Here is a 20,495-nt window from a genome sequence, read left to right on the forward strand (position 1 = left end):
GTCGTTCCGCCTTTCGTCTGAGGCGCCCCCGCCGGTCGGCCGATGTGCCGGGTACTGCCCGAAAGCGAGGCTCGAAAGCGTCGCCTTCCCCGGCGGCACTCACGAATGGAGCTAGCCATGAAGACTCAGAAGAAGATCGCGATGAGCGCCGGTGGAGCGGTGCTCGCCGCCTGCCTCACTCTCGGCGGCCTGGCGGCGGCGAACGCCGCGACGCCCGCGTCGTCAACCACGGCGCCGACCTCGACCACGGCGCCGGCCGTGACCACGGCGTCTGTCGCCGCGAAGCAGGCGGCCGCGGCCGCCACCACCCCGGTGCCGCCGCTGCCCGACCACCCCTACCGCTGGGACGAGTTCATCGCGACGCTGACGCCGGCGCAGCAGAAGGCGCTGCTCGGCGACCAGCAGGCGCGACTCGCGAAGGCGATCGCATCGGGCTACAACGATGCCGCGATCCAGAAGTTCACCTACAACGTCGCGGCGCTGAAGCAGGCGCTCGGCGAGCAGTAGCAGCACGAGCACGTGAGGGCGGGCGGCGGCGGACCGCCGCTCGCCCTCATCGTTGTCATTTTGTATTCGGCGGTTCTGCTGATACACGGGTTTCGCGTCGTACGCTCGTGTGAGCGTGTGTCGCTTTCCCAGTCAATCGAGACACGCGCCAGCAGGGGGAGAAAGATGACCGACGACATGGCACGAGTCGAGAGCGCAGGCGGGGGCGGCACCGCGCCGACTGCGACGCTCGAGCCCGCAGCCACTGCCGCACCGCAGCCGACGTGGATCGGCGCAGAGAAGCCGAAGCGCAAGAAGCACCTCGGTCTGTGGCTCGGCCTTCCGGGCAGCCTCGTCGTCGCGGCCGCCGTGGTGGCATCCGTGCTGCTGGTGGCGCCGGGCGTGACCGTCGCCGGCGCACCGGTCGGCCTCACCACGCAGGAGGCCGCGCAGAAGGCCATCGACCACCGCCTCGACGACCTGCAGATCCACGTCGGGGGCGCGACCCTCACCGCGGACCAGCTCGGCGCCACCATCGACTCGCACGCGCTCGCGCACGCAGCCAAGAGCGCCCACCCGCTGTGGAACATCGCGGCGTGGAATCCCGCGCCCACCAATGCGGATGTCACGATCGACCCGAAGATCGCCCTGCCCGCGCTGCGTGCGGCCGCACCGCAGCTCTTCTCAGACGCGACGAACGCGTCGGTCGTCTTCGACAGCGCGACGTCGAAGTTCACGACGACGCCGTCCGCACCGGGCCGCGGTGTCGACATCACCGCCCTGGCGGCGAGCCTCAGCTCGGCGCTGACCGAGCCGAGCACCTCGGCGACCGCCGCGGGCATCGGCCTGGCCGCGACCAGCGCAGCCTCCGTCACGCTCGAGCCGAAGGAGACGACGGTCGACGCCGCCGCGACGACCGCGAAGGCGGAAGCGTTCGCGTCGAAGCTCAACGCTCAGGCGGATTCGGCCGGCTACTACCTGCAGGGCACGCGCGCCGAGTCGCTGCCGCTGGCGACCATCGCATCGTGGATCGACATCAAGGCCGACCCGACCACCGGCGATTTCACCGTGACGCCGAAGCAGTCGGCCATCCAGGCGGCCGTGGCGGAGCTGCCGTCGAAGATCGACCAGAAGCCGGTGAACGCAGAGGTCGTCATCAACTCGGCTGGAAAGCAGCTCGAGGTGCTCCAGCAGGGGCAGAACGGCTTCGGCCTCGGCGATACCTCGAACGTCGCGTCGCAGATCGCCAGCTCACTGACGAAGGGCGACCTGAAGTTCGCCCTTGAGGGCCAGGTCGAGAAGTTCCAGACCACGACCGTCTTCCGCCGCCTCGAGGTCGACAAGAGCAACGGCGCCGCCTACATGTACCAGGGCACGAAGTCGGGCGACGAGAAGCTCATCGCCACCTTCCCGATCGCCATCGGCAAGGTCGGCCACGACACCCGCGACGGGCACTACACCGTCTACGCCCAGCTGCAGATGCAGAACATGGGCAACTGCGACGGCAAACACCCGCAGTTCGACTACTGCACGAAGAACGTTCCGTGGATCTCGTACTTCGACGGAGACCAGGGCTTCCACGGCACCTACTGGCACAACAACTTCGGGCCAGGGGCACGCATGAGCCACGGCTGCGTGAACATGCGCATCCCCGACGCGCTCACGGTCTACAAGTTCGCGACCGTCGGCACCGAGGTGTGGGTGCACGAGTAGGCGCCCACTGCCGACACTGGGCTCAGCCGCGGCCGCGCAGGAACGCCTTCGAGATGTCGGAACGGCTGACGTCGAACGCGACGAGGCCGGGGATGTAGCGATCAGTCGAGCACTCGACCGTGAGGCCCTCCGCGACGATTCCTGAGCGGGTGACCAGCAGCACCGGGCTCGATCGGCGCACGCCGAGCAGCCGGGCATCCTCGCTGCTCGCGGCATCGACCTCGATCCGATGGTCGCCGAGCTCGATGCGAACACCCGCCGTGGCCATCGCACCGTAGACGGAGGGGACGTCGTCAGGGAAGCCCTCGACGACGTGCGTGACCCACGGCGCCCACGTGCTGTGCTCGACCATCACCGGCCGGTCGTCGATCGTGCGCACCCGCGTGTAGCGCAGCACCTGGTCACCACGGCGGATGCCGAGCTTGAGCGCCTCGGTCGCCGTGGCCGCGCCTCGTTCCCGGTGCACGATGCGGCCGCCGTGGGCACGGCCGTTGCTCGCGCACCACTCGGAGAACGTGCGCATCGCACCGACGCCCCAGGACTGCCTGCCGTTCTGCACGAACCAGCCGGCGTTCGCGTGTGAGCTCACGAGGCCGCTCTCGGCGAGCGCCGACAGCGCGTGCCGCACGCGAGAACGGGTGGTGGAGTACTCCTGCGCGAGCTTCTCTTCGCTGGGCAGGCGCGACCCCGGCGGGAACTCGCCGGTCATGATGCGCTGCTCGAGATCCAGGGACACCTCGCGATGAGCGGCGTCGATGATCGCGTGCGACATGTGCGCAGAATAGCGAGCCCCGGTTGCGAAAGAGCGCCGGTGCAGGCATCCCCCGCCCCACTGTGAACAGTGGGTCGCGCCCGCCTGTCACGCGAACGGGGGTGGATGCCTGAAATCCCCGCATCGGGCGGCGAGCTCATTCAACTTCCGGTCACCTGAGTCGGTCTCTTCGGCCACTCAGCCGCGGCGTACGCGCACCCGTCGGAACCATCGGTGAACTTGTCTGCACAAGCCTTGTTGGCCCCCTGGCCGCCGCGATTCGCTGGGTCTCGACTCTCCCCTTCGAGTTCCGCACCACTGACGAGACAAGGACCAGCCCATGGCCGAGAACGAGGACAAGCCTGTACACACCGGCGCCGGGTTCACCCGCCGCAACATCCTGAAGTCCGCCGGCATCGCCGCCGCGGCCGTGAGCGCGGCGGGCGCCGCCGGTCTCGGCATCGAGCGCTCGGCGTCCTCGGCTGCCGACGCAGCGACCACCGCCAAGACCACGTCGAAGCGCGGCCGCACCGGCACGATCGCCGACCTCAAGCACGTCGTGATCATCATGCAGGAGAACCGCTCGTTCGATCACATCTTCGGCACCCTCGACCTGCCGGGAGTGCGCGGCTTCGGCGACAAGCAGGCGCTCGTCTGGCAGAACGGCCAGACGAACTTCTATGAGCCGAACAGCCGTGCAGAGGGCTACCTGCTGCCCTACCGCGCCGACACGACGAAGTACAACGCGCAGAACACCTCGAGCCGCATGTTCTACTTCGAGGAAGAGGACGTGCCGTTCCACCACGCGATCGCCAAGGCGTGGACGGTGGCCGACCACTACTACTGCTCGCTCAACACGAGCACCGACCCGAACCGCATCATGTTCTGGACAGGCACGAACGACCCCGACGGCACCCTCGGCGGCGGCCCGCGCATCAACAACAACCAGAACGGCCAGTTCCTCTTCCAGTGGGAGACCTACCCCGAGGTACTGCAGAAGGCCGGCGTCAGCTGGCAGATGTACGTCGACAACAACACGGACACCGGCTGGTTCGGCGACTTCGAGGACAACCTGCTGCGCGACTTCGCACGGTTCAACCCGAAGACGGCCTCTGACGAGGACTTCGAGCCCGGCAAGGGGCTGCTCGCGCGCGGCGGCATCACCAACGGCTACACCACCCCGCCGGCCGATCAGGCCAACAACAGCTCGAACCTCGACTACGTGCTGCGCGACTTCATCGCCGACTGCGAGGCAGGCACCCTTCCGCAGGTCTCGTGGATCACCTCACCCGCCGCCTGGTCCGAGCACCCGAACAATGCGCCCGACAACGGCGCCGCGTACACCCGCCGCGTGATCCAGGCCGTCCACGACAACTCCGAGCTGTGGGACTCGACGCTCATCATCCTCAACTACGACGAGCCGAACGGCGCGAACCGCGTCGGCCAGGGCGGCTTCTTCGACCACGTGCTGCCGGCGATTCCGGAAGACGGCACGCCCGGCGAGGGCGCCGTCGGCCTGAACCCCGGCTTCGGCGGCCGCGTGCCGCTCGTGATGATCTCGCCGTGGACCCGCGGCGGCTACGTGTGCTCCGAGGTCTTCGACCACACCTCGACGATCATGCTGCTCGAGCAGTGGACCACCGCCCTCGGCAAGCCGGCGATCTGCAAGCACATCAGCAACTGGCGACGCAGCGTCTCGGGCGACATGCTCTCGGCGATCGACTTCTCGCGATTCGACAACTCCTTCCCCGAGCTGCCGTCCGCGGAATCCGTGCTCGCCATCGCCGCGAAGGACGCGACGCTTCCCCCGGTCCCCCAGCCCGCCGTCGGCGAGCAGGTGATGCCGGTGCAGAAGGCGATCGGCCCGCTCAAGGTGCGCCCGCTGCCGTTCCACCAGCACGCCGAGCTCGTCGAAGACCGCAAGACCGGCAAGGTCACCGCGAAGATGACCTTCGACGGCGGCCGCCCCGGCAAGGGCGCCAGCATGCTCGTCTTCGCCGACAAGTACCAGCCGCAGTCGCTCTACGGCACGCCGTACACGGTGACGAACACCAAGCCGCGCGAGTACACGTGGGACACGACGACGACCGAGGGCGGCTACGCCTTCTCGATCTACGGCCCCGACCGCTTCGTGCGCAGCTTCGCGGGTCAGGTCGTGCCCGACGGCCAGACCGGCACCGCGGTTCCCCGCATCGAGGTCGACCTGGTGCGCGGTCACGGTGACAGCCAGCACGTCGCGATCGAGCTGCACAACGACGGCGACCGGGCGGTGACCTACAAGCTGGTGGCCAACGACTTCGTCGGCCGCAACCAGACGATCTCGGTCGGCGCGCACCGCTCGACCAAGCTCACCTGGCCGACGCAGGCCGGCTACTACGACGTGATCATCACGGCGGCAGAGGTCGAGGGCTGGAAGCAGCGCTACGCGGGCCGCGTCGCCCAGGCCTGAGCACACGATGTCGTCGGCACCTGAACCACAGGGGCCGCGAGCCGATCGGGGCCCATGGCGGCGTGCGCTGCCGTGGGCCCCGGTGGCGGCTCTCGCGGTCGTGGCTGCGATCGTCGCGGTCTGTGTGTGGCCGTCGCACGACCGCGCCTCTGCGCGCGCGACGTTCGTCGACCCGCAGGCCGCGGCATGGAGCGCCCACCCGGTGTCCCACACGGGCGGGGCCACGGAAGTGCACGTCACCGCGGGCACACCGACCTGCATCGACGACTGGCACGGCGGAAAGACCGGCAGCTACACCTTCGACGTCTTGAACGACGAAGGCGACGACATGGAGATCTACCTGCAGGACACCGCGAGCAAGAAGATCTACCTCGAGGTCGAGAACTTCGGCATCAAGGCGACGCGGCAGGTGAGCGGGGTCATCCCGCCGGGCACCTACGCGTGGGTCTGCATCACGTCGTACACGATCAAAGACAGCAAGCCGTTCCAGGTGACGGGCGGGACGACCGGGGATGCCGCGAGCGGCATAGCTGTCGCAGGGATCGTGCCGGTCACCCCGCTCGACCTGCGTGTCCCGATCAATCAGTACACGGCGTGGGTGCAGGGGCGGCTGCCCACCCTGACCGCCGAGGCGAAGAAGCTCGCCGCTGACCTGCACGCCGGCGACACGAGCGCCGCCAAGCGTGACTGGCTGACGGCCCACACCACCTACGAGACCCTCGGCGCGGCATACGGCGCCTTCGGCGATCTCGACGACGCGATCAACGGCGACCCTGCGCTCGGATCGCCCGCGGTCAGTGATCCGAAGCTCACGGGCTTCCGCAAAGTCGAGGCGCTGCTGTGGGGCGGCAGGCCCGCTGCTCAAGCCGCGCCGGTCGCCGACGCGCTCGTGGCGGACATCGGCAAGCTCTCTGCCGAGCTCGCGAAGCCGAACTCCATCACGCCGCTCGACATGGGCGTGCGCGCCCACGAGATCCTCGAAGACACGCTCGGCAAGGACCTGAACGGCATCGGCGACGCCGGCAGCCACACCGAGCTCGCCACCGTCGACGCGAACCTCACCGGGACCTTCGAAGCCCTGCAGCCCTTGCTGCCGCTGTTGACGAAGCAGGACCCGTGGCTCGCTGAGACCCAGACCGAGCTGCACCAGACCCAGGCGCTCGTCGACTCGTATCACCGGGCGGGCGCCTGGGTGCCGCTCACCTCGCTCAGCACGGCACAGCGGGCGGCGCTCAATGCGCACGTTCAGGCGAGCGTCGAGCTGCTCGCCCACATCCCCCCGATCACGGAACCCCGCGACAACCCCGACCAGGAAGGCGGCAGCGCCGGCGGCGCGGCCGGTTCCGGAGGCAACGGCAAATGAACCCCCACTCGCCACTGACACCGCAGACGACCCGCCGCGGAATGCTCGGCGCTCTTGCCGCAGGCTCTGCCGGGGCCGTCGCAGCCGCGATCACGGGGGCGGCACCCGCGCGCGAGGACGCCGCGCACGCGGCCGCGCCGTCGTCAACACCGGCGGCCGCGACGAGCTACCCCTTCGAAGGCGAGCATCAGTCAGGCATCCTCGAGCCCGCGCAGCGCGCAGCCGTGTTCGTGGCCTTCACGGTCACGTCCGCCGATCGCGCGGCGCTGCAAACGGCCCTGCAGACGCTGACGTCGACGCTGCGCTACCTGACGACCGGCAAGGACGTCCCGTACGACGGCCTCGCCTCGACGAGCTACGAGAACGGCGTGCTCGGCGCCGGGACGGTCACCGACGGTCTTACGGCGACCGTGAGTGTCGGCGCGAGCCTGTTCGACGGCCGCTTCGGCCTTGCGAGCGCGAAGCCCGCGCGCCTGCGGCCCATGGACGAGTTCGTCAACGACGCCCTCGATCGCAGCGTGTGCGACGGCGATCTGCTGCTGCAGCTGTGCGCCGACAACCGAGACACGGTGCTGCACGCGCTGCGCATGATCATGCGGGCGACGCGCGCCGACCTGCAGGTGCTGTGGCGCAAAGAGGGATTCGTGCCGCCACCGCGGCCCAGCGGAACGCCCCGCAACCTGCTCGGATTCAAAGACGGCACCGCCAACCGCGAGTTCCTGAACGATCCGAAGCTCGTCGAGCGGATGGTCTGGACGCAGGGCACGGGCGACGAGCCCGCTTGGACGGCGGGCGGCAGCTATCACGTCGTGCGGCTCATCCGCATGTTCGTCGAGTTCTGGGACCGGGTGTCGGTCACCGAGCAGCAGCGCATGATCGGGCGCGACCGGCAAAGCGGCGCGCCACTCGCGGGCAGCAAGGAATTCGACGTGCCGAATTACGCGAAGGACCCGTACGGCAACGTCGTGCCCGCCACCGCGCACATCCGGCTCGCGAACCCGCATGACGGCACGGCCGATGACCAGAGGATGCTTCGCCGCAGCTTCAGCTACAGCGAGGGCACCGACCCCAACGGCCAGCTCGACATGGGCCTGATCTTCGTCGCCTTCAACCAGGACCTCGACCGCCAGTTCGTGACGGTGCAGAAGCGCCTGGCAGACGAGCCGCTCGTCGACTACATCTCGCCGTTCGGCGGCGGCTACTTCTTCGCCCTGCCCGGTGTGCGCGACGCGAACGACTGGCTGGGTCGCGGCATGTTCGCCTGAGCTTTCGTCCGCTCTTCCTCTTCCACTCCCCCACTCACCTGCGACAGAGAGACCACTGATGACCAAGAAAGCACTTCTGCCCGGGGCGCTCGCCGTCGCCGGCCTGAGCCTGGCCGCGCTGCTCGGCCCGGTCTCAGCGGACGCGGCGCCCGCCGTCGCGTCCGCCGCCCCGGCATCCCCCGCGGCCGCGCTCAACCTGCCCGACGGGCTCGAGAGCTCGCTGCACGACTACCTTCCGTTCGACGGCGACGCCACGAGCACGACCGGCAAGCCGACGACCGCGAACGACGTCTCCTACGTGCAGGGCAAGTTCGGCCAGGCTGCGCACTTCAACTCGAGCACCTCGTGGGTCAGCCTCGACGACCTGACGAGCTACCCGGCCGACTACAGCTTCACGATGTCGACCTGGGTGCGCTCGACCCAGTCGGGCAGCGACCCGTCGATCTTCGGCAACAAGGACTGGAACAGCGGCTCGAACCCCGGCTTCGTCTTCTCGACCCGCACCAGCAACATCGTGCTGAACATCAACGCGGGCGGCGTCGGGCGCGTCGACTACACGACCAGCAAGCCGATCACCGACTCCGCCTGGCACCAGGTGGCCTTCACCGTCGACCGCGCGGCCGGCACCGTCACGCTGTTCATCGACGGCGCGCAATCAGGCACCGGAAGCATCGCGAAGTTCGCGGGCCAGCCGTTCACTGCGCTGAAGAGCCTCATCGGCAACGACGGCACCGGCAGCTACAACATCGGCGACGTGCTCGACATCGACGAGTTCTTCCTCTTCGACCGCGCGCTCACCCCCACGGAGATCAGCGACCTGTACGCGGACAGCCCTGGCGTGCAGAACGAGCCGACGATCACGGTCAAGGACACCTCGGCGGGCTCTGGCGGCATCTACAGCTCGGTCGACTTCGGCCTGCACGCGGCCGCGCTCGTCGACAAGTTCTCGATCAACGGCGTCACCACCGACATCGACGACGCCGTCGACTACGTCGTGACAGGCGTGAAGCCCGGCGTGCTCGGCGCGGTCGACGGCGCCAATACGCTGACGCTCTACACCGCCGACGGCAAGACCGTCTCGCAGAGCTTCACGCTCGACGGCACCGCGCCCACGATCGACCTCAATGAGAACCCGGGCATGACGGTCGGCTTCGACGGTGCGTACCAGGCGGTGTCGTTCGTGCTGCGCGACAAGGGCGGCCTCGCCAAGGCGATGGTCAACGACTACCCGGTGGCGCTGCCGCCGCAGCCCGTGATCGGCGTCAGCCACATCTGGCCCGGTTCGTACCATGCGGTCCTCGGCGACAACACCATCACCGTGACCGATGTGGCCGGCAACATCGTCAGCGAGCACTTCACGCTGACGGACAAGCCTCTCGTCAAGATCGCCTCGCCCGCCCCCGGTGCGACGGTGAAGGGCACGACCACGGTCAAGGTCGACCTCGCCGGCAAGAGTCTCACGTCGTACCAGCTGAAGCTCGACGGCAAGCAGGTCGCGAGCGCCCGCAACCCCGAGACCGGCGAGCAGGACTACACCCTGAACGCCGCGAAGCAGAAGAACGGCTCGCACGTTCTCACGGCGACCGTCACCGACGCGGCGGGCCACACGGCGCAGGCATCCGTCACCTTCACTATCACCGGTAGCAGCCAGCATAAGTAATCGCCGACTTGTGATGCGCGAGAGGGGCGACGGCCGGTCGCCCCTCTTTCGCGCGAACGATCACCCTCGTCGGCCGGGGCGAGCGCCTGACCACTCGGCGACCGTCAGCACGGCATCCGCGAACGCCTCCGGCGCCTCCCAGGGCAGGTTGTGGCCAGCCTGAACAGTGCGGTGCTCATGCCGCCCCGTGAAGTGACGTGCATGACCCGCGGTTCCCCCGGGCTTGAGGGGGTCTTGGGTGCCGTCGATCGTGATGGCGGGCACAACGATCGGCGGCGTGGACGCCAGCCGGCGCTCGAGGTCGTCGAGCGCCGGGTCGCCGGCGGCAAGCCCAAAATCAAAGCGGTATGAGTGGATGACGACGTCGACGAAGTCGGGATTGTCGAATGACGCCGCGGTGCGAGCGAAAGTCTCGTCGTCGAACCCCCAGCTCGGCGACCACTCGCGCCAGAGGATTCGGCACAGTTCGCGGCGGAAGCGCTCAAGACAGTCGCGGCCTCGTTCGGTCTGGAAGAGGTGCTGGTACCACATCACGCGCTCGAGCGCCGGAACGGCCGCGAACCCCATCGCCGCGACATCGATCACGTCATACCCCGCCATGGAGACGAGCCCCGAGACCCGCTCTGGCCACAGCGCCGTGGCGACGCACGAGGCGAGGCCGCCCCAGTCGTAGCCCGCCAGGATCGCCCGCTCAAGGCCGAGAGCATCGAGCAGCGCGACCAGATCCTTTCCCAGCGCCGCTTGCTGGCCGGAGCGCATCGTCTCGGCGCTGCGGAAGCGCGTCGGCCCGAAACCCCGCAGGTACGGCACGACCACGCGCGCCCCATGTTCGAGCAGGCGCGGTGCCACCTCGTCATAGGCATGCACATCGTAGGGAAAGCCGTGCGACAGGATCACGGGCCACCCGTCAGCCGGGCCGCTCTCCAAGAACGCGATCTCAAGATCGCCGGCCGCGACGCTGCGCTCACGCGGCGCCTGCTGCAGCTGCGCCATCATCCCCTCCGTCCGAACGTGGACACGACTCGTCCATCCTCGCTCGGATCTCACAGCGTGTGACAGCGCCCCGCCCCGACCAGCCGGATGGTGGAGATGGGGGGAATTGAACCCCCGTCCATCGCTGTGGTCGTCTGCCTTCTACGGGCGTAGCCGCTCTTGACGTTCTGCTCGGCTCCGAGGCTGGGTTGCGGCCACCACCTCGACGAGCCCAGTCTCAGTGCACGTCCCCGATCGCCCTGAGGCGCAACGATCGAGCAAGCCTTCTAGATGACGCCAGACCCGGGTGGAAGGCTAGTAGCCGGGCTGACGGCCGTATAAGTGTCTGCTAAGAGAACTTAGGCCGCGAGAGCGACCTGAGCCTTAGCGGAGACGGCAGTGCTGTTGGAATTGGCACTTATATTTTGCAGGGAGCGTTAACGAGATAACCCCGCATCCTCGGCCCGCTTCTCAGACTCGCTCAGGCGATGTCGAAACCGATCATCCCCATGAAGGGCTGCGGTGCGGGCGCTGTCACACGCTGTTGAGTTGCTGGAATTGCGTGCGCTCGTGAACGAGCGGTTTCCCAATATACAACGGATGCCGCGGCCGAAGATTCCCTAGCATGGAGACATGGCGCAGATCAGCTCGCCGGACGTCGACCAGGAGCTGGAGCAGCTTCTGCAGGACCAGACCAGGCTCAATACGCCGTGGCGGACCATCGTCTGGAACGACCCCGTGAACCTCATGTCCTACGTGGTCTACGTCTTCCGCAGCTACTTCGGCTTCGAAGAGGACAAGGCGACCAGGCTCATGCTCGCCGTTCACCAGGAGGGCAAGGCGATCGTCGCGCAGGGCACCCGCGAAGAGATGGAGCGCCACGTGCAGGCGATGCACGAGTACGGCCTGTGGGCAACCCTCGATCGGGCCGAGCTGTGACGGGTGAGCGCTGATGGCGCGCATCAAGAGCACGCACGACGGCCGGGTGAGCGCCGAGTTCGACCATTTCGAGCGCGAGATGCTCACGCAGCTTACGAGTGAGCTGATCGATTTGCTGACGCAGACGGATGCCGGCCCCGATGCGGCCGCCGACCCGAGCCTGCCCCGCGACCCCGCTCTCGAGCGGCTGCTTCCCGACGCCTATCGCGACGACGAGGAATCCGCCGCCGAGTTCCGCCGATTCACCGAGGACGATCTGGTGGCGCTGAAGACGGGGAACGCCCTCTCACTGGCGCGTGCGGCCGCGGCATCCGGCGCCCTGGTCCTCGACGAGGGCGAGGTGCTGCCCTGGCTGCGCGCCATCACTGATCTGCGGCTCGCGCTCGCGACGCGGCTCGGCATCGAATCCGACGACGACGAGGGTTCGGACGACCCCGAGCTCGCCCCCGCGAAGGCCGCCTACTGGTGGCTCGGCGGCCTGCAGGAGAATCTCATTCAGGCACTCTGAACGCCCGATCGTTGAGGAGCGCGCGGAGCTTGCGGAGCGCGCGTCTCGAAACGGTCACTCCCCCAGGTGATTGCGCTGGCGCATCGCACGGTCGGCCTCGCGCTTGTCCTGCCGCTCGCGCAGCGCCTGGCGCTTGTCGTAGTCGCGCTTGCCCTTCGCGACCGCGATCTCGACCTTCGCCCGGCCGTCGCTGAAGTACAGCTGCAGCGGGATGATCGTGTAGCCGCCCTCTTTGACCTTGTTCGAGAGCTTGAGGATCTGCTGCTTGTGGAGCAGCAGCTTCCGCTTGCGCCGCGGGGCGTGGTTGTTCCAGGTGCCGTCGAGGTACTCGGGGATGTACACCGCGTCGAGCCACGCCTCACCGCCGTCGACGAAGGCATAGCCGTCGACGAGGGACGCGCGCCCCTCGCGCAGGCTCTTGACCTCGGTGCCGGTCAGCACGAGGCCCGCCTCATAGGTGTCTTCGATCAGGTAGTCGTGGCGCGCCTTGCGGTTGGTGGCGACGACCTTCTGACCACGTTCGCGTGGCATCAGGCCAGTTTATCGGGAGCGCCTGCGCGAACTAGACGCGCAAGTACCTGCTGATCGCGATGTTGCTCGCGACGGCCGCCACCACGATGCCCGCGATGATCAGGATCGGGGCGACCGCGATCGCGTTGCCCGTGCCGACGAAGTTCATGACCACGCCCGCGTTGGCCTCGAGATAGCCCTGCACGAAGAACTTGACGATGCCCCAGGTCGCGACCGCGGCGAGCACCGAGCCGATGACCGCGGCGAACACGCCCTCGAGGATGAAGGGGGTCTGGATGAACCTGTTGGATGCCCCGACCAGCCGCATGATCGCGAGCTCGCGCCTTCGTGAGAACGCGGACAGCCTGATGGTCGTCGCGATCAGCAGCGCGGCGGCGACGAGCATCACGACGGCGATCGCGATCGCGGTGAAGCTCGCGGCGTTGAGCATGGAGAAGATCTGGTCGAGGTACTGCCTCTGGTCTGTCACCGACTGCACGCCGGGCAGGTTCGAGACACTCTCGACGATCACCGCCGACTGGTTCGGGTCCTTCAGGTTGATCCAGAACGTCTGGTTCAGCAGGTCGGGCGTCACGTAGTCGGCGACCGGGTTGTCCTTGAACTGCTTCTTGAACTCGGCGTAGACCGCGTCGTGGTCCTCGAAGGTCGACTTCTTGATGAACTTGGCGAGCGCCGGCGATGCCAGCTCCTTCTTCACCGCGTCGATCTGCTGCTTGGTGGCATCCTGCCCCGTGCACGTGTCCGACGAATCGGTGGCCGTGCACATGTAGACCGCGACCTGCGCGCGGTCGTACCAGTAGCCCTTCATCTGCCCGATCTGCATCTGCATGAGGATCGCGGCACCGACGAAGGTCAGCGAGATGAACGTGACGAGGATGACCGAGACGACCATCGAGAGATTGCGGCGCAGGCCGCTGGCGGCCTCCGTCCAGACGAGTGCGAATCGCATTACTTCACCGGCCCCACGTTCTGGTCGTACTCCTGGCCATCGGTGCCATTGGCCCGCAGGCCCAGGCGCTCGGCGAGCGAGAGCTCTGCCTGTCCCGCTTGGGCCGGGCGCTGCACGGGCGTCGCACTTGTGATCGGGCGCACGTTGCTGGGCTGCTCTGCGGCCTCGTTCGCCGCCGGCGTGGCGGGCTCCTCTGCCGGCTTCGACACGGGAACGACGACGCCGGTGGCGAGCTGCACGGTCTCGGGCTCGGTCGGCTCGGGCGCCGGCTTCGCCAGCGGAATGGCTGCGGTCACGCCGTAGCCGCCGTGGCGCTCGTCGCGCACGATGCGGCCCTGCGAGAGCTCGATGACGCGCTTCTTCATCTGGTCGACGAAGTGCGCCTCGTGGGTGGCCATGATGATGGTCGTGCCGCCCGCGTTGATGCGCTCGAGCACGCTCATGATTCCGGCGCTCGTGGCGGGGTCGAGGTTTCCGGTGGGCTCATCGGCCAGCAGGATCTGCGGCTTGTTGACCACGGCGCGGGCGATGGCGACGCGCTGCTGCTCTCCACCGGAGAGCTCGTGAGGCATCCGCTGCGCCTTGCCGTCCAACCCGACCATCTTGAGAACGTCGGGCACCGCCTCTTGGATGAAGCCGCGCGACTTTCCGATCACCTGCAGCGTGAACGCCACGTTCTGGTAGACCGTCTTGTTCGGCAGCAGGCGGAAGTCCTGGAAGACGACGCCGAGGTTGCGGCGGAAGTACGGGACCTTGCGGCTCGAGATCGTGCCGAGGTCCTGGCCGAGAACGTGGATCTTGCCCTTGGTCGGCTTCTCCTCTTTGAGGATCAGGCGCAGGCAACTGGACTTGCCGGAGCCCGAGGCGCCCACGAGGAACACGAACTCGCCGCGTTGCGCTTCGAAGGACACGTCGCCCAGCGCGGGGCGATTCGTGCCGCGGTACTGCTTTGAGATGTGATCAAACCGGATCATGACCCGGCCAGGTTAGGCAGAGCCCTTGCGGTTTCCGGCTAGCGACTCGCGGAACTCGCCTTAGTCTTCGCTCCGCTGCTTGCGCCAGCGGATGCCGGCGGCAATGAGCCCGTCGAGGTTGCCGTCGAACACCGTCTGCGGGTTGCCGACCTCGTAGCCGGTGCGCAGGTCCTTCACGAGCTGCTGGCCGTAGAGGAAGTAGGAGCGGATCTGGTCGCCCCAGCTCGCGGTGATGTTTCCGGCGAGCTCCTTCTTCTTCGCGGCCTCTTCCTCGCGCTTGAGCAGCAGCAGGCGGTTCTTGAGCAGCGCCATGGCGGCAGCGCGGTTCTGGATCTGCGACTTCTCGTCCTGCATGGAGATCACGATGCCGGTCGGGAAGTGGGTGATGCGCACCGCCGAGTCGGTCGTGTTGACGCTCTGGCCGCCGGGGCCGGACGAGCGGAACACGTCGACGCGGATGTCGGTCTCGGGGATCTCGATCTCGCCCGTCTCCTCCAGCAGCGGGATGACCTCGACCGCGGCGAAGCTGGTCTGGCGCTTGTCGGCGCCGCCGAACGGGCTGATGCGCGCGAGGCGGTGCGTGCCCGCCTCGACGGAGAGGATGCCGAAGGCGTAGGGCGCGTCGACCTGGAAGGTCACCGACTTGATGCCGGCCTCCTCCGCGTACGAGGTGTCGAGCACCTTCGTCGGCCAGCCCTGACGCTCGCAGTAGCGCAGGTACATGCGCAGCAGCATCTCGGCGAAGTCCGCGGCGTCGACACCGCCCGCGCCCGAGCGGATCGTGACCACCGCGGGCAGCGCGTCGTACTCGCCGTCGAGCAGCGTCTGCACCTCGAGATCGGCGACCGTCTTCTGCAGCTCTTCCAGCTCGTTGCGCGCCTCTTCGGCGCTCTCATCGTCACCTTCGTCGTTGGCGAGCTCGACGAGCACCTCGAGGTCGTCGAGGCGCTGCTCGACGGCCGTGACCTTGTTCAGCTCGGCCTGCGCGCGGCTCAGCGCGCTCGTCACCTTCTGCGCCTTCTCGGGGTCGTCCCACAGGTCGGGCGCACCGGCCTTCTCGCTGAGCTCGGCGATGGTCGCCTTCAGCTTGTCGACGTCGACGACGGCACGGATGTCAGAGAAGGTCGAGCGCACCTCGGCGATCTGGGCGCTCAAATCGAGTTCGATCATTTGGGCTCAAGCCTACCGGCGCGGGTTCACCAGAACACCGGCCGCGCGCTGCCCTCGACCTCGAGGTGCACGCCCTGCGGCACGAAGACCGAGAGCAGCGGTGGCCGCCAATTCTCGGCGAGCCGTACCCGCGCGCTGCGGCCTTCCGGCGTTCCCGCGCTGACGAGGGTCACGCGCGTGGTGCGCCCCCGAGTGGCTGCCGAGAGGTAATCGGATGCCGCCTGCCTGACGCGCCCGCCGTCGAGCTGCGGTCGCACGGCGCCGTCGGCGTCGAGCGTGGCCGAGTCGAGCGCGAACGAGTCGGCGCCCGCGAGCGCCGCGCCGTCGGCCAGCGTGTAGAGGCGCGACCGCTCGAGATACAGCGACGTCCCCGCCGTGACCACGAGGACGAGGGCGAGTGCGATGGCGAAGAAGCCGAAGATGAGCGGCAGGATGCTTCCCTCTTCGCTGCGGAGCCGCCTCATGGCGCCTCGCCGAGGCGGAAGACCGGCGCCGTCGCGGTCGCCTCGACAGGCACTCTGGCCGCCTTGTCGAGACCGAAGATCGGCGGAATGAACGGCAGTGCGACTTCCGTGTGGATCGTCGCCGTGACGCGCGTGCCTGTCTCGAGACAGTCGCCGCCCGGCGCGGCACCCTCGCAGCTCAGCTCGAGGTCGCCGTCGCGGCGTGGGAGTCGCCGATCGGCCAGGGCGACGGTGACCGCCCTGTCTGCGGCCGTGCGGCCGGAGGCATCCGTCGCCGCCGAGACGTAGACGCGCGCGGCCTCACGCGCCGCGCCCTCGGTGGCGAGCGACGCGCCCTGAATCGCCGCGAGCGCGATGCCAAGGTAGACGAGCGGCACGAGCAGGATCACTCCCCCGACGAGGAACTCGATCGGCGCGTTGCCGTCTTCGTCGGCCAGCTTCCTAGCCGGCATCCACGGCCGCATGGCCCGTCACCTCCAGCGAGCGGCTGACCCCGATCAGCCCGACGACGGGTAGCGGGCTCTCGACGCGGACCTCGACGACGCGGATGCCGTCGTCGAGCGCATAGCGGGCGCTCACGTGGTCCGCGTACCGGGTGCCGAGCGAGGTCCCGAGCAATTGCTCGGTGCGCGCCTCACCGTCGCTCAGCGTGCCGTCGGCGAAGGCCGCGACACGCGCACCCTGCGCCGCGGCGTCCTGGACGGTGTTGCGCACCAGCAGGACGAGTGTGAACTGCACGACGGCCAGCAGCAGGATCGTGAGCAGCCCGCCGACCATCGCGAACTCGGCAGGAGCCGAGCCGCGCTCGTCGCGCAGCAGCCTCACGGCCCGGTCATCACCGAGTTCACGGCGTTGGTGAACACCTGTGTGAGCGCGCTGCCGGCGAGCGCCCAGATGGCGATCACGAGCCCGGCGGTCATCGCTGTGATGAGGACCCACCCTGGGACATCCCCGCGGTCCTCGGCGCGCAGGCGCGATAGCAGCTTCTTCATTTCCGTTACCTCTTGCTCTCTGCCGGGTCACAGTCCGGCTCGCAGGATGAACACACCGGGGAACACCGCAACCAGCACGGTCAGCGGCAGCAGACCGAAGATCAGCGGCACGAGCATCAGCACCTCTTTGCGGCCGGCGACCTCGAGCAACTCGCGCTTGCGGTCGCTGCGCGCGTCGCCCGCCTGAGCGCGCAGCACCTCGGCCAGCGGCGCCCCGCGCTCAAGGGCGCCGATCACCGCGTCGACGAAGATCGACAACCGCGGAATCCGCAGCGCCGTCGCCATGCGCTGCAGGGCATCGGCAAGCGGCACACCGAGGCTGACGTCGGCGACGACCGCCCGCAGTTCGAGTCCGAGTTCGCCGCTGCTGGCCCGCGCCACGCGGCGGATCGCGTCGTGGCTGCCTTCGCCCGCCGACAGGCTGAGGGCGAGCAGTTCCGCGACGGTCGGGAACTCTTCGCCGATGCGCGCGAGGCGCCTGCGTGCGGCGCGGCTGAGCAGCAGGTCGCACGCCGAGAACGCGGCCAAGCCGCCCACGAACGCGAGCGCCACCCACGCGAGTAGCGCGACCGGGCGCACGGCGGTGAGCGCGCCCGCGACGGCGAGACCGGCCGCGGCGCCCGCCCCCGTGACGCTCAGCTGCAGCGCGCGGAATCCATCGACCGTGCGGCTCGAGCCCGCCTGCCGCAGGCGGAGGGCGACGGATGCCTCACCGCCGATCCACGTGAGCAGCGAGGCGCGCGCCGAGGCAGCGGCCGGACCGAGCAGCGCGGCCAGCACCGAGCCGCCCGAGCGCGCGGATCGCAGGACCTCTTCGCGGGCCGCGGCCGAGACGTCGAGCAGATAGGGCGCGAGCCGCGCCTCAAGCCGTGGGCGGCGCAGGGCCGGCAGTGCTGCGAGCATCGACCACAGGCCAAGGCCCAGGACCAGGCCGTCGAGCACTCCCCACGCGATCAAGCTCACCGGAACCACCGCCGCTCTTCGGGCAGGCGGCCGATCGCGATCATCACGCGGTAGGCCAGCACGCTCACCACGGCGGCGACGACGATCACCGCAGTGCCCTCGGCCGTGGCGTAGGCCTCACGCCCCTCCGGCCGCGTCGCGAGCAGGGCGAGCACGAGCCAGGGCGCCGCGACGCCGAGCCGCGCGGCGTTCACGACCCAGGTCTGCCTCGCCTGCAGCTCGTTGCGCGTCGCCGCGTCTTCTCGCAGCGAGGCTGCGAGCGCGCGCAGCACCGCGACCAGCTCGGTTCCGCCGACCTCGCGCGCCATCTTCAGCGTCTCGATGATGCGGTCGCCGACGGGGTCGCCGAGCTCTGCCTTCAACTGGTCCGCGCAGCGCGCGAACTGCCCTGTGGCGCGGTAGTCACGGCCGAATCGCGCGAACTGATCGCGCGTCGGCTCTGGCCCGAGGGTGGCGAGCGCCGCGACCGCCTCCGGCAGGGCGACGCCGCTGCGCACGGCCGCCACGAGGTGGTCGACCACATCCGGCCAGGCAGCCCTGGTCGCGTTCCGGCGAGCGGTGACGCGCCAGTTCACGAGCACCCAGGGCAGGGCTCCCCCGGCGCAGCCCGCCGCGAGCGCGAACCCCGGAATCGACAGCAGCGCTTCCGCGAGCGCCGCCGCGACCACGGCGGCGATCGCCGTCAGGACGACGAAGCCGGCGGGTGCCAGGCCCGGAACTCCCGCCCGCAGCAGCCAGAGCCGTAGCCGGTCGCCTGCCGCTCGGTCGCCTCGCGCCGAGCGCTCCGCCACCCGCCCCGACCGGCGGGTGGCGGAGACGATCAGAAGCACCCCGGCGGCGAGCACGCCGCCGAGAAGCGCCCCCAGCCAGGCATCGGTCACTCGAATCTCCCGAGCACGATCGCCGGGTCGAAGCCTGCGGCCCGATACTTCTCGAGCTTCCCCGGGTGGCCGCCCGTCGGCCGCAACTCGCCGCCCGTGCGCTCGAACAGGGCGCTCGCCTCGATCACTCCGGCATTGACGGCACCCGACAGTGCGAGGATCTCGCCGACATACCGCGTGCCGCCGCGGTCGAGCTCGCAGAACACGACGAGGTCGATGCAGCTCGCCACGGTCGGCACGATGAAGCCGGCGTCGATGTTCCGGCCCGCGAGCAGCGGCAGCGTGCAGAGCTTGGCGAGGGCATCGCGTGCGGAGTTCGCGTGGATCGAGCAGGCACCGGGGACGCCCGCGTTGAGCGCCAGCAGCAGGTCGAGCGCCTCGGCCTCGCGCACCTCGCCGACGACGATGCGGTCCGGTCGCATGCGCAGCGCCTCTTTGATCAGGCGCCGCAGTGTGATCTCGCCGGAGCCTTCCAGAGACGGCTGGCGGCACTGCATGGCGACCACGTCTCGCACGGCGAGGTCGAGCTCGAAGGTCTCTTCAACGGTGACGACGCGGTCGGTACGGCGCGCGGCCGACATCAGCGCGCCGAGCAGGGTCGTCTTCCCACTCTGCGTCGCTCCCGCGACGAGGATGTTGCACCCGGCGAGCACAGACATGCGCAGGAACTCGGCGGCCTGCCGACTCAGCGAGCCGAGCGCCACCAGCTGCTGCAGCTCGCGGATGCGCGACGAGAACTTCCTGATGTTGACCGACCACGCGCGACTCACGTCGGGGATCACCACGTGCAGCCGCGACCCGTCTGCCAGCGACGCGTCGACGAACGGCTGGCTGACATCGACACGGCGACCGCTGTCGGAAAGCATCCGCTCGACAAGGTCACGCACCTCGCCCTCGGTGAGCACGAGCGGCGTCAGCTCAGACCGGCCGCCGCGGGCGACGAAGACGCGGTGGGGCTGGTTGATCCAGATCTCTTCGACCTCCGGGTCGTCGAGGTACTGCTGCAGAGGGCCGAGACCGCTCACCGCTGCGACGACCTCGGCCTCGGCGGCCCGCTCGTCGGCCAGCATCGGCAGCGTGCCGCCGAGCGCCAGCTCGGAGTACCGCCGCACCTCGTCACGCGCGAACTGCGCGGCCACCCCGCGCACCCCGCCACCCTCGAGCCGCACGCGCTCGCGCACGCGATCGGTGATCTGGCGCACGGCATCCGTCATGCAAGGCAGGATGCCCGGAACCGCGCCTCGCTCGCGGAAGTTATCCACAGCGCCGGGGTCGCCCAATTCTGGCGGCAACCCTTGGTCATTTCTCAGGGATCACCCGGAAGACTCGCCACGAGCCCCCTCGATAGACTTCAGGAACGCACCGGCGGGAATGGTGAAACTGGCAGACACGCAGGATTTAGGTTCCTGTGCCGCAAGGCGTGAGGGTTCAAGTCCCTTTTCCCGCACTCGCACCTTTTGACACA

The 20,495-nt window shown here is 68.8% G+C and carries 21 protein-coding genes, 1 tRNA gene and 1 other RNA gene; 9 read left to right on the top strand and 14 right to left on the bottom strand.

Going from position 1 to position 20,495, the window contains the following annotated elements; translation table 11 throughout:
* Positions 1-117 precede the first annotated feature (117 nt).
* Positions 118-507: a hypothetical protein gene (locus ABD736_RS04890; RefSeq protein WP_344790619.1), complete on the top strand. Its 390-nt coding sequence runs from the start codon at positions 118-120 to the stop codon at positions 505-507.
* A gap of 165 nt (positions 508-672) precedes the next feature.
* Positions 673-2,199, top strand: a complete 1,527-nt coding sequence (locus ABD736_RS04895) for a L,D-transpeptidase (protein ID WP_344790620.1) — start codon at positions 673-675, stop codon at positions 2,197-2,199.
* Positions 2,200-2,221: 22 nt separating this feature from the next.
* On the opposite strand, the gene ABD736_RS04900 is transcribed toward ABD736_RS04895, so the two are convergent.
* Positions 2,222-2,971 carry a GntR family transcriptional regulator gene (locus tag ABD736_RS04900; RefSeq protein ID WP_344790621.1) on the bottom strand — a complete coding sequence of 250 codons (750 nt, stop codon included), beginning with the start codon at positions 2,969-2,971 and terminating at the stop codon, positions 2,222-2,224.
* A gap of 319 nt (positions 2,972-3,290) precedes the next feature.
* Here ABD736_RS04900 and ABD736_RS04905 point away from each other — a divergent pair, with 319 nt between their 5' ends.
* The 4 genes from ABD736_RS04905 (at position 3,291) to ABD736_RS04920 (ending at position 9,687) form a co-directional block, all read left to right on the top strand.
* The gene (locus ABD736_RS04905; protein ID WP_344790622.1) at positions 3,291-5,399 is read left to right on the top strand and encodes an alkaline phosphatase family protein; all 2,109 of its coding nucleotides are present in this window, start codon (positions 3,291-3,293) and stop codon (positions 5,397-5,399) included.
* A gap of 100 nt (positions 5,400-5,499) precedes the next feature.
* Positions 5,500-6,762, top strand: a complete 1,263-nt coding sequence (locus ABD736_RS04910) for an imelysin family protein (protein WP_344790623.1) — start codon at positions 5,500-5,502, stop codon at positions 6,760-6,762.
* Positions 6,759-8,027 (top strand): iron uptake transporter deferrochelatase/peroxidase subunit, encoded by a 1,269-nt coding sequence (gene efeB, locus ABD736_RS04915; RefSeq protein WP_344790624.1) that lies wholly within the window; start codon positions 6,759-6,761, stop codon positions 8,025-8,027. The genes ABD736_RS04910 and efeB overlap by 4 nt, the downstream gene beginning before the upstream one ends.
* Positions 8,028-8,085: 58 nt before the next feature.
* Positions 8,086-9,687, top strand: coding sequence for a LamG-like jellyroll fold domain-containing protein (locus ABD736_RS04920; RefSeq protein ID WP_344790625.1), 1,602 nt, complete (start codon positions 8,086-8,088; stop codon positions 9,685-9,687).
* Between the two features lie 60 nt (positions 9,688-9,747).
* On the opposite strand, the gene ABD736_RS04925 is transcribed toward ABD736_RS04920, so the two are convergent.
* Positions 9,748-10,680 carry an alpha/beta fold hydrolase gene (locus tag ABD736_RS04925; RefSeq protein ID WP_344790626.1) on the bottom strand — a complete coding sequence of 311 codons (933 nt, stop codon included), beginning with the start codon at positions 10,678-10,680 and terminating at the stop codon, positions 9,748-9,750.
* A gap of 88 nt (positions 10,681-10,768) precedes the next feature.
* Positions 10,769-11,168, bottom strand: a transfer-messenger RNA (tmRNA) gene (gene ssrA / locus ABD736_RS04930).
* Between the two features lie 124 nt (positions 11,169-11,292).
* Here ssrA and clpS point away from each other — a divergent pair.
* On the top strand, positions 11,293-11,598 hold the full coding sequence (gene clpS / locus ABD736_RS04935; protein ID WP_344790627.1) for an ATP-dependent Clp protease adapter ClpS: 306 nt from the start codon (positions 11,293-11,295) through the stop codon (positions 11,596-11,598).
* A gap of 13 nt (positions 11,599-11,611) precedes the next feature.
* The gene (locus ABD736_RS04940) at positions 11,612-12,106 is read left to right on the top strand and encodes a DUF2017 family protein (protein WP_344790628.1); all 495 of its coding nucleotides are present in this window, start codon (positions 11,612-11,614) and stop codon (positions 12,104-12,106) included.
* 54 nt (positions 12,107-12,160) lie between these two features.
* Here the strand turns inward: ABD736_RS04940 and smpB are convergent, their stop codons facing one another.
* From smpB to ABD736_RS04995, 11 genes are read right to left on the bottom strand one after another with little or no spacing between them, the layout of a single operon-like run.
* Positions 12,161-12,637, bottom strand: a complete 477-nt coding sequence (gene smpB / locus ABD736_RS04945; protein ID WP_344790630.1) for an SsrA-binding protein SmpB — start codon at positions 12,635-12,637, stop codon at positions 12,161-12,163.
* Between the two features lie 31 nt (positions 12,638-12,668).
* On the bottom strand, positions 12,669-13,586 hold the full coding sequence (gene ftsX / locus ABD736_RS04950; RefSeq protein WP_344790631.1) for a permease-like cell division protein FtsX: 918 nt from the start codon (positions 13,584-13,586) through the stop codon (positions 12,669-12,671).
* Positions 13,586-14,560, bottom strand: a complete 975-nt coding sequence (gene ftsE, locus ABD736_RS04955; protein ID WP_344790632.1) for a cell division ATP-binding protein FtsE — start codon at positions 14,558-14,560, stop codon at positions 13,586-13,588. The genes ftsX and ftsE overlap by 1 nt, the downstream gene beginning before the upstream one ends.
* 60 nt (positions 14,561-14,620) lie before the next feature.
* Positions 14,621-15,730 carry a peptide chain release factor 2 gene (gene prfB / locus ABD736_RS04960; protein WP_344790633.1) on the bottom strand — a complete coding sequence of 370 codons (1,110 nt, stop codon included), beginning with the start codon at positions 15,728-15,730 and terminating at the stop codon, positions 14,621-14,623.
* Between the two features lie 26 nt (positions 15,731-15,756).
* On the bottom strand, positions 15,757-16,194 hold the full coding sequence (locus tag ABD736_RS04965; protein ID WP_344790634.1) for a pilus assembly protein TadG-related protein: 438 nt from the start codon (positions 16,192-16,194) through the stop codon (positions 15,757-15,759).
* A complete protein-coding gene (locus tag ABD736_RS04970; protein ID WP_344790635.1) occupies positions 16,191-16,658 on the bottom strand; it encodes a hypothetical protein in 468 nt (155 codons plus the stop codon). The genes ABD736_RS04965 and ABD736_RS04970 overlap by 4 nt, the downstream gene beginning before the upstream one ends.
* The gene (locus tag ABD736_RS04975; RefSeq protein ID WP_344790636.1) at positions 16,636-17,019 is read right to left on the bottom strand and encodes a TadE/TadG family type IV pilus assembly protein; all 384 of its coding nucleotides are present in this window, start codon (positions 17,017-17,019) and stop codon (positions 16,636-16,638) included. Before ABD736_RS04975 ends, ABD736_RS04970 begins: the two co-directional genes overlap by 23 nt.
* Positions 17,016-17,186, bottom strand: coding sequence for a hypothetical protein (locus ABD736_RS04980; protein WP_344790637.1), 171 nt, complete (start codon positions 17,184-17,186; stop codon positions 17,016-17,018). The genes ABD736_RS04975 and ABD736_RS04980 overlap by 4 nt, the downstream gene beginning before the upstream one ends.
* A 27-nt stretch (positions 17,187-17,213) precedes the next feature.
* Complete coding sequence (locus ABD736_RS04985) at positions 17,214-18,149, bottom strand: type II secretion system F family protein (protein WP_344790638.1); 936 nt, start codon at positions 18,147-18,149, stop codon at positions 17,214-17,216.
* Complete coding sequence (locus tag ABD736_RS04990) at positions 18,146-19,030, bottom strand: type II secretion system F family protein (protein WP_344790639.1); 885 nt, start codon at positions 19,028-19,030, stop codon at positions 18,146-18,148. Before ABD736_RS04990 ends, ABD736_RS04985 begins: the two co-directional genes overlap by 4 nt.
* Positions 19,027-20,244, bottom strand: coding sequence for a TadA family conjugal transfer-associated ATPase (locus ABD736_RS04995; RefSeq protein WP_344790640.1), 1,218 nt, complete (start codon positions 20,242-20,244; stop codon positions 19,027-19,029). Before ABD736_RS04995 ends, ABD736_RS04990 begins: the two co-directional genes overlap by 4 nt.
* 151 nt (positions 20,245-20,395) lie before the next feature.
* Here ABD736_RS04995 and ABD736_RS05000 point away from each other — a divergent pair.
* Positions 20,396-20,477 (top strand) — tRNA-Leu (locus ABD736_RS05000).
* The last annotated feature ends 18 nt before the right edge of the window (positions 20,478-20,495 follow it).

This window comes from Gryllotalpicola daejeonensis (assembly GCF_039538145.1).
In the GTDB taxonomy this organism is placed as follows: Bacteria; Actinomycetota; Actinomycetes; order Actinomycetales; family Microbacteriaceae; genus Gryllotalpicola; species Gryllotalpicola daejeonensis.